Origin of the sequence: Microcoleus sp. Pol11C3, from assembly GCF_036701485.1 — a bacterium.
Taxonomy (GTDB): domain Bacteria; phylum Cyanobacteriota; class Cyanobacteriia; order Cyanobacteriales; family Microcoleaceae; genus Microcoleus.
In genome coordinates, this window is sequence record NZ_JAUBQW010000069.1 from 25,328 (window position 1) to 33,258 (window position 7,931).

The 7,931-nt window shown below is 48.4% G+C and carries 8 protein-coding genes; 2 read left to right on the forward strand and 6 right to left on the reverse strand.

Translation table 11 applies throughout. The features are described from left to right. Positions 1-51 precede the first annotated feature (51 nt). Positions 52-189 (reverse strand): hypothetical protein, encoded by a 138-nt coding sequence (locus QUA40_RS16675; protein WP_333127700.1) that lies wholly within the window; start codon positions 187-189, stop codon positions 52-54. A gap of 35 nt (positions 190-224) precedes the next feature. Here QUA40_RS16675 and hemG point away from each other — a divergent pair, with 35 nt between their 5' ends. After that, a complete protein-coding gene (hemG, locus tag QUA40_RS16680) occupies positions 225-1,685 on the forward strand; it encodes a protoporphyrinogen oxidase (RefSeq protein ID WP_333127702.1) in 1,461 nt (486 codons plus the stop codon). A gap of 114 nt (positions 1,686-1,799) precedes the next feature. Here the strand turns inward: hemG and QUA40_RS16685 are convergent, their stop codons facing one another. From QUA40_RS16685 to QUA40_RS16705, 5 genes are all read right to left on the reverse strand, one after another. Further along, positions 1,800-2,492 carry a response regulator transcription factor gene (locus QUA40_RS16685; protein ID WP_333127703.1) on the reverse strand — a complete coding sequence of 231 codons (693 nt, stop codon included), beginning with the start codon at positions 2,490-2,492 and terminating at the stop codon, positions 1,800-1,802. Positions 2,493-2,597: 105 nt separating this feature from the next. After that, a complete protein-coding gene (locus tag QUA40_RS16690) occupies positions 2,598-4,868 on the reverse strand; it encodes a hypothetical protein (RefSeq protein ID WP_333127705.1) in 2,271 nt (756 codons plus the stop codon). A 430-nt stretch (positions 4,869-5,298) separates the two neighbouring features. Beyond that, a complete protein-coding gene (gene psb34, locus QUA40_RS16695) occupies positions 5,299-5,466 on the reverse strand; it encodes a photosystem II assembly protein Psb34 (protein ID WP_106333461.1) in 168 nt (55 codons plus the stop codon). A gap of 69 nt (positions 5,467-5,535) precedes the next feature. Further along, entirely contained in the window at positions 5,536-6,567 is a 1,032-nt protein-coding gene (locus tag QUA40_RS16700; RefSeq protein WP_333127707.1) for a thiazole synthase, read from the reverse strand. Then, entirely contained in the window at positions 6,542-7,060 is a 519-nt protein-coding gene (locus QUA40_RS16705; protein WP_333127709.1) for a CdiA C-terminal domain-containing protein, read from the reverse strand. The genes QUA40_RS16700 and QUA40_RS16705 overlap by 26 nt, the downstream gene beginning before the upstream one ends. A gap of 45 nt (positions 7,061-7,105) precedes the next feature. Between QUA40_RS16705 and QUA40_RS16710 the strand changes: the two genes are divergently transcribed. Further along, positions 7,106-7,807, forward strand: coding sequence for a Crp/Fnr family transcriptional regulator (locus QUA40_RS16710; protein WP_333127711.1), 702 nt, complete (start codon positions 7,106-7,108; stop codon positions 7,805-7,807). Positions 7,808-7,931 lie beyond the last annotated feature (124 nt).

The following is a 7,931-nucleotide window of genomic DNA, read 5'->3' on the forward strand; positions in this document are numbered from 1 at the left end:
GAGACGAGGATGTGGGCAGAGGTTCTCATCCACAACCTGCGAGAAAAATGTTTAAGAAATGCCGGAAAGCTTACCGATTCCCAATTCCCGATTAGCAATTCCCAATTCCCGATGCCCAATTCCCAATTCGGTAATCTGAAAGCGGTTTGGCAGTAAGCCCAGCAATGAACGCAAGCCGTGCAAAGCCATGTAACATAAAGATTGCGATATTTTTAATATGTAATATGGAACTATTAGATACCTTGATTGTGGGTGCGGGTATTAGCGGTTTGAGTTTGGCGCACGCACTTCACAAGGAAGCAACGAGTGAATCGCCGCGGGCGATTTTAGTCGCTGAGAGTCAGGGACGTGTGGGCGGGAACATCACCACTGTGAGAGCGGGGGGGTTTCTCTGGGAGGAGGGCCCGAATAGTTTTTCGCCGACGCCAGAATTGATGAAGTTGGCTGTGGATGTGGGATTGAAGCAGGAGTTGATTTTTGCCGATCGCAAATTGCCTCGTTATGTTTATTGGCAAAAAAAGCTGCAACCGGTGCCTATGACTCCACCGGCGATGATTCAGTCTCAGTTACTGAGTTTTCCGGGAAAACTGCGGGCGTTGTTCGGGGCTTTGGGGTTTGTTGGGCCGGCAATGGGTGCTCGACTTTCGCAGCAGGGTGACGAGGAAACTGTTTCTCAATTTTTCCGCCGTCATCTGGGGACAGAAGTGATGCAGCGGTTGGTGGAACCTTTTGTTTCTGGGGTTTATGCCGGCGATCCGCAACAACTTAGCGCGGCGGCGGCTTTTGGCCGGGTAGCAAAGATGGCGGATGTGGGTGGCGGGCTGGTGGCGGGGGCGCTGCTTTCTGCTAGGAAAAGACCGAAGAAAATGCCCGCAGACCCGAATGTTCCTAAGACTAGACCGGGGGAGTTGGGGTCGTTCAAACAGGGGTTGAAGGCTCTGCCAGAGGCGATCGCTGCTCAATTGGGCGATCGACTGAAACTCAACTGGCACCTGAAGAGCCTCCAGCGTACAGAACGCGAAACTTATATTGCTGAATTTTCCACGCCCGATGGGCCCCAACAAGTTGAGGCGCGCACCGTGGTTTTGACAACGCCGGCTTACGTTACAGCCGATTTGTTGCAGCCTCTGCAACCCCAAGTTAGCAGCGCTTTACAAGCTTTTACTTATCCTACGGTTGCCTGCGTTGTATTAGCATATCCGCAGTCTGATATCAAAGGTAAATTAGTAGGTTTTGGAAATTTAATTCCGAGGGGGCAGGGAATTCGCACTCTGGGGACGATTTGGACATCAAGTTTATTTGCCGATCGCGCGCCTGCAGGGTGGCAAACTCTCAGCAGTTACATCGGCGGGGCTACTGATTCGGAAATTGGCAATCTCGACTCAGAAGAAATCGTTCGGGAGGTGCACCGAGATTTGTCTCGAATTTTGCTGAAACCCTCGGCGGCGCAGCCGAAAGTTTTGGCGGTGAATGTATGGAAGCGGGCGATTCCTCAGTACAATTTGGGTCATTTCGATCGCCTGCAACAAATCGATGAGGGTTTAAAATCTTTGCCTGGGGTGTATTTGTGCAGCAACTACGTGGGCGGAGTGGCTTTGGGAGATTGCGTGCGAAGGGGTTTTGAGCGTGCACGAGAAGTGGGCGAGTATTTGCAGAACAAACAATCAGATACTCGATCGAGCTGAATGATTTTGTGGGGAGGGCGGGTTTACAAATATCGAGTAGGTTAATCCGAGATATTGGTGAACCCGCACCTACAGCCTTCTGCCTTCATATCCGCTGCCCAATGCCGAATGTTACTAGGTTGTGGGTTCAAACTTGTAACCCACGCCTCGGACGGTTTGAATCATCGGCATTTGATTGGGATCTAGTTCAATTTTGCGGCGAATTTGACCTATATGGACATCCACCACGCGATCGGCTCCTACATACTCGTAGTCCCACACTTCATGCAGCAATTCTGATCGCCTCCACACGCGACCGGGTTTGCTGGCCAAACAGTACAGCAGGTCGAATTCTAAAGCAGTCAAAGCAAGTATCTGACTGCCGAGAATTACCTCGCGGCGAACCGGATCTATTAGTAGCTCTCCAAAAGTAAGAGTTTGTTGTTCGGCGGGAGTAACAATGCGTTTGCGCTTCAAAATTGCTGCAACGCGAGCTCCAATTTCTACAAGACTAAAAGGTTTAGTAATGTAGTCGTCAGCACCTTCGGCAAACCCTTTCATTTTGTCAGCTTCATCGGTTCGGGCAGTCAGCATCAACACAAACACGCCCGTGCGTCTTTGCATTTCTTGACACAGTTTATAGCCAGTTGTATCAGGTAAATTTACATCTAGAACTACTAAGTCAGGATTGAGTTGCTCAAATAATTCCAGACCAGTCTGACCGTCCTGGCCAGACTCAACTTGATAACCTTGCTGGCTCAAAAAACGGTGAATTAAATTTCGGATTGCCGGGTCGTCATCAACCACAAGGATTTTTACAGGGGCCATGACCACAAGTTTGCTTGAAGAATTAGGCAAGAATATTCAGCCATAATAATAGAAAACTGGATACAAATCTTGAAAAAATTGAGCTTTTAATAGTTATAGCCATATTTATAACCTACGCAAGATTTCAGGCAATAAATCTCCGGGAACTTTGGATAAGGCTAAATTTTGGCCTGGCAGCCCACATTCACTATAGAAAGCTCTAATCGTTTTGACAATATAGCTCAATGCTGTTTGCCTGGAATCAGCCACTTGGGAGTTAGCCGGGGCTTGTAGGTTGAGTTTATCCCCATATATTAACCCTTTGTCATTGAGATGTTGTCCCCATTCGGCGCACACTTGCAACTGGTGGTGTAGTGCTGCTTCTAGATGGCTTGTCTGTGCGACTTTGTTGGCGGCGAAATGTGGGTCGGTGGCTAGTTGATAGTGGGCTAGTCCGAGATTGTTGCGGGCGGCCAAGGCGTCAAAGGTGAGTTGGGTTCGATCGATCTCTCCGGCGATATCCAGGGCGGCTTCGTAGGCGGTAATCGCCTGCTGCAATGATTCCGTCCGCGCCTGTTTCTGCTGAAACTGGTTCGCCAAATGCCAATAAGCGGTACCGAGATTATTGTTGGTGGCGGCTGCTGCTGCGGGTACTAATTCTCGGGTGCGGTATTTCAATGCTTCGCGGTAGGCCTCAATCGCCTTGACTAGCAGGGGTTCTGAGGGTTCGTGCTGGGCGAGGTTCCAGCAGGCGGTACCGAGGTTGTTTTGCACTCCGGCATAGTTGAGGGGTTCTCGTTCGGGACTGTAGCAGGAGAGGGCTTGGGTGTAAGCTACGATCGCGCTTTTGAGATATACGATCGGCTCACCATCTTGGGCTAAATTCCAGTATGCTGTTGCCAAATTATTCTGAGCAGCAGCGTACTGCTGAGGCTCCACAGCGGGGTCTAGATCGAGCAGCGCTTGTTGGTAAGCTGCAACTGCGTGCTGCAAGTTCTCTGTCTTGTCTCGATAGCGGGCTAAATCGGCCGAAGCGATGCCCAAATTTTTGTTTAATCTAACGCGGGTTTGGGGTACGGTTTCGCCATCTGTTCGGTTCAAACCTTCAAGGTAGAGGGCGATGCTGCGTTCAAGGCTGGATACTGGATCTGAGGCGTTATGCTGCGTGCGATCGCGCGATAGCATCCAATAGAGAGTGCCGAGATCGTTAAGCAGATCGGAAATTGGCGGTAGGCTGTTGGACTCCTGGGCGTACTGAGTTAAATTTTGTGTCAATTGGGCAATCAGCCGCGCGCATTCTTCAGTTAGTGGTTGATTTTGCTGCGAGTTGCTGTCAACGTCGAGATACGCAATCACTTGTTCGATCGCGCGAATGGCGATTGTCAGGTTCTGCTGTGAAGCGTCTCCGCCCAGAATGCGATCGCGGTAGTAATTCCCCAAACTGTGATAAGCCAAAGCCAAAGCTTCGCAAGAACACTGATGTTCTTGCAGCAGTTCGATGTATTGCAGAGTTTGCAGTGGCAGAAAATTGTCTTCCGATGCGGCATCATTTTCTGCTTCCAAATCCTCAGAAGCCGCTGCTAGCACCAAATCAGCCAGTTGGACGGAGTTAGAATCAGGCGCTGGGGACGGGGGATGGGAAATTGGGGATTGTTCGTTCTCTGTCTGTTGGACGGAGTTAGAATCAGGCGCTGGGGACGGGGGATAGGAAATTGGGGATGGTTCGTCGGGAATTGGGGATTGTCCAGACAAAGAAGATATTAAAAGTTGGTTGCCAAAGTCTCCGCTGTCCCGCAGGTTTCGCAAGTCTCCTGAGTGCCCGAAGTCATCAAAGTGCGCGAAGTCTCCCTTAGCTGGAGTTGGTTCGCCTTCAAACTCAAATACTCCGGTTCGCCAGTGCCAAAATTCTGGGGCCGATTGCTCGATCGAACTTAGCCAGGGGCGCGACACCCACAGCAACAGAGTAGACTCGCACATTTGCAGGTTTGCTTCGATGTCTCTCAAATAGCTCAGGAACGACCACTGCACTGCTGCTGACTGCCTGGTCAGGTGTTCTGCCCCGAGAATTTGAAATCCCGGCAAAGGGCTGTAGTTGCCCCTGTTTTGCGGCGGTAGGTGGTGGGTCAGCCACGCGGCGATCGAACCCCAAGGATTTGGATCGCTCAAGTCGAGTTCCAAACTGACAAATCGGGGGTAGTCGATCGGGGAGCGAGGATCTGAGCCTGCGCTCTCTGCAGCTAATTCTGTCTGCAAGCGGGCTGCCAGACAGTCCCGCAGGCACAAGTCGTCGCAGGCGGCAATAAAAATTTGACGGCGTAAATTGAGGTCGATCGCCTGTTTCAAGCGTTGGTAGATCAGCTTGTTCGAGCTAGAAACTTTTTGGGAAGGAATAGACATCAGGAGCAGCCGATTTTAGATTTTAGATTTTAGGTTTTAGGTTTTAGATTTTGGATTGTAGATTTTAGATTGTAGAGTTGAGAGTTGAAATCTCGATCGCTCATAACTCACAACTAAGCCCCGAAGGCAGTCAATCGCACCGGTGATGACTAAAGGATTGTAGATTTTCAATTGGCAATTTTATGTGGGTGACCAACCAGTGTGATTAAGTGCAACCCAAGTCCCTGAAGCTGACAGCCGAGAGGAAAACACCAAATTTATGCTGGTCTTATTTAGCTTTCCAGCTCGCTCGGCACGCTTCAGGATTGTCGCAACTACCTGCTTTGTATTGAAACACAAAAACCATGTTTCCTTGGGAAAGGAAAACATGGTTTCTCGAAGGATTATTTAAAATTGCGATTTGAAGCAGCTTTGAGTCTCAGGCCAGTTTTCAGACGGAGGCAGCCACGTACACCAAACCGGCGACTAACATGGCGGCTGCAATACCCATGATGATGTAGTTCCGCTGCTGGTTCTTGTTAGGAGGTACGGCTTCATACACCTTCGGCTCTTTAGCAAAGTTGTTCAGGCGTCCATCGTCATCTTTGATGTAAGGCATCAGTCACAATCCTTAATATTTTTGATGCTTACAACTCTACCAAAAAAGCGCCCAGGAAAATTCAGGAATTTATTTGGATGTGACAGTGCCTGTTTGGGGGGAAGAGGCGATCGCGTAATCTTTGATCGGCATTCTGCCTGCTAAGTACGCCATCCGCCCCGCTTCTGCTGCCATTCCCATTGCTTTTGCCATTGCCGGGGAATTCTGGGCATTGGCGATCGCGGAATTAATCAACAGTGCATCGGCTCCCATTTCCATTGCTCGCGCCGCTTCGCTGGGCGTTCCGATCCCCGCATCGACTACTACAGGAACATTTACCGTGTCAATAATTATTTGAATGTTGGCGGCATTGTTGATCCCTTGTCCCGAACCGATGGGCGAACCTAAAGGCATGACAGTCGCACAACCGACTTCTTCGAGGCGTTTTGCCAGCAAGGGATCGGCATTGATGTAGGGCAAAACGGCAAAACCTTCTTTGACTAATTGTTCTGCTGCTTCCAAAGTGCCGATCGGATCTGGCAGCAAATATTTAGCATCGGGAATCACTTCTAATTTGACAAAATTATTGTCTTCTTGCCCTAAAAGTTTCGCCATTTCCCGACCTAAACGAGCTACTCTAATCGCCTCATCCGCAGTTTGACAACCGGCAGTATTTGGCAGCATCCAAATTTTAGTCCAATCCAGAGCCTCTGCCAATCCTTCATGACCGGGAGCATTTGTTTGCACTCGCCGCACAGCTACAGTCACAATTTCGCACCTGCTAGCGTTGACACTTTGCTGCATTTCTGCGATGCTGCGATATTTTCCCGTCCCCGTCATCAAGCGAGAATGAAAAGTTTTGCCGGCAATAACCAGAGGTTTATCTAAAGGTGGAGTGGCTGTGTCTACTGGATAGCCAAAAATGCTGTACTCAAGTGCTTCTTCCCACTGTTTTCTACCACCCATCATCTCTTCAAGCAGCCAACCTTCTTTGATAGTTAGATCGTCGCGGGTAACAGCATATAAAATTTGCCCTACAGTAATTAATTTAGCATCTCGCGGCATATTATTCTGCAATCCCCGCGCTACAATCTCTTTAAATTCGCTGAAATGATCTTCCATTGTTCCACTCTTCCCTTGTGATGATTTGAATTTGTTCGCTGTTAACAACAACAAATATTTTTTGAATTTGCTTTTCGGTATCCCAAAACAGAGCTTGTTTGATGCCTGCGTTGATTTTCCAGACCTCGTAATTTTCTCGGTTAATGTGAAAAATAACGGTTGTTGCACCTTGCTTTTTTGCTCTACTGATGCCTTCTTGCACTCGGTCTCTGATGTTTTGGGTCTGTTCTGTCAACTCCTTAAATTCCCAAATCTGACCATCTATCTCAGCATCTGGCGTTCTCACACCCTCTGCTGCTTGCTCGCTCAACAATCTAACTCTCTTCCCTATTTTAGCCAAAACTTCAGCAATAAAGATTTCCGAATTATTAAGATTGTGTTGTGGGTGGATGAGGACAAATCCGCCAGCTATCTCATCAAAATAATATCTCTGATATTCGGGTGCTGCATTTTCGTAGATGGCTCTGCTGGTCTCGATATATTCTGAATTCACCGCTATTATACTCTGAATGGATTCCGATCGCCGAAAATTAAATGTATGAAAGCAACTGTTGAGCAACTGGCTAAAATTGGAATATTTGCCAGCTTAAACCAAACTGAATTAGAGCAATTGCAAGAACACACCGCAATTCGGAGTTACCGACAGGGAGAAGTTGTGATGTATGAGGGCGATCGCATCCCCGAAAAATTATACACTCTTTTGAGCGGTTCTCTGCGGGTTGCAAAAACAGCGGCGGCGGGCAAAGAAACAATTCTCCGCACTTTATTTCAGGGAGATATTTTTGCCGCACCTGCTTTGCTAGGCAACGGCATTGCCCCCGCAACGGTGACAGCAGAAACTGATGTGGAAGTTCTTACCACAGAACGGGAAGTTTTGCTAGCAGCAATTCGGGAAAATCCTGAGATTGCTTTGCGAATATTGGCGGTGTTTAATCAGCGGTTGCAGCAACTGCACGAGACAGTGCACGGTTTGGTGTCGGAAAGGGCGATCGTGCGGCTGGCACGATTTATTCATTACTTTGCCGTCGAGCAAGGTACGAAAATTGCAGATAATAGTGTATGTTTAGAAAAACGTTTTCCCTACTATCAAATTGCTCGCAGTATTGGAATTACCTACGAAGAATGCGTGCGGTTGTTTAAGAAACTCAAGCCGTTTGTATCCTACAGTCGAGGCGGTAAAATTATTGTATTGGATTGGGAAAAATTGGAGGATGTCGCCTCGGGAGATGAAATCGACTAAATGTTAACATCCCAATTATTGTAGGGCTGCTTTCACAAACAATATTTGCTTAGCGGGTGACAAGGCACCTCTAGTCTAAACAGGACAAAGGTTTGAGAGAATGGTAAGGTAAAAAAATAAGGAG

Excerpts from the sequence above, each read along its gene's own strand:
- QUA40_RS16675 (WP_333127700.1), bottom strand. The coding sequence starts at position 189 with ATGGCTTTGCACGGCTTGCGTTCATTGCTGGGCTTACTGCCAAACCGC.
- hemG (WP_333127702.1), top strand. The coding sequence starts at position 225 with ATGGAACTATTAGATACCTTGATTGTGGGTGCGGGTATTAGCGGTTTG.
- QUA40_RS16685 (WP_333127703.1), bottom strand. The coding sequence starts at position 2,492 with ATGGCCCCTGTAAAAATCCTTGTGGTTGATGACGACCCGGCAATCCGA.
- QUA40_RS16690 (WP_333127705.1), bottom strand. The coding sequence starts at position 4,868 with ATGTCTATTCCTTCCCAAAAAGTTTCTAGCTCGAACAAGCTGATCTAC.
- psb34 (WP_106333461.1), bottom strand. The coding sequence starts at position 5,466 with ATGCCTTACATCAAAGATGACGATGGACGCCTGAACAACTTTGCTAAA.
- QUA40_RS16700 (WP_333127707.1), bottom strand. The coding sequence starts at position 6,567 with ATGGAAGATCATTTCAGCGAATTTAAAGAGATTGTAGCGCGGGGATTG.
- QUA40_RS16710 (WP_333127711.1), top strand. The coding sequence starts at position 7,106 with ATGAAAGCAACTGTTGAGCAACTGGCTAAAATTGGAATATTTGCCAGC.